Source organism: Rhodococcus sp. FG69 (assembly GCF_057808915.1).
Genome location: NZ_JBMDIX010000136.1, coordinates 1 through 357, shown reverse-complemented (window position 1 = coordinate 357; position 357 = coordinate 1). Strand labels below are relative to the sequence as shown.

The 357-nt window shown below is 64.1% G+C and carries 1 protein-coding gene; it reads right to left on the bottom strand.

The genetic code is table 11. From position 1 onward, the window contains the following. On the bottom strand, positions 1-357 hold a 357-nt coding region (locus ACODSO_RS29330; RefSeq protein ID WP_489040113.1), incomplete at both ends, for an acyl-CoA dehydrogenase family protein.

The window sequence follows — 357 nt, the reverse complement described above, 5'->3', positions numbered from 1 at the left end:
GCCGCTCGAACGACTCGGTGAACGGCACCACCCACTCAGGCTCCACCCGCACGCGGTTGAACTCCACCGAGCCGCTGCCGGTGACGCGCTGGCCGAAGCCGTCCCAGTCGTCGGTAATCTCCACCCCGGCACTGTCGCGCGGGATGAAAGCCAGATAGCTGTCCTGGTTGTCATCCACCACCAGCGTGGGAATCCACTGCGCATACAGCGCGCCGGTGCAATAAAATTTCTGACCGCTGACGCGATAGCCCTTGCCCTCGGGCGTCAGCCGGGTGCGACGCTGGTAGTCCTTGTGGCCGATTTCGGCCAGCGCATTGCCAAAACGCACGCCTGCGAGCGCAAGGCCGTAGAAAAAGC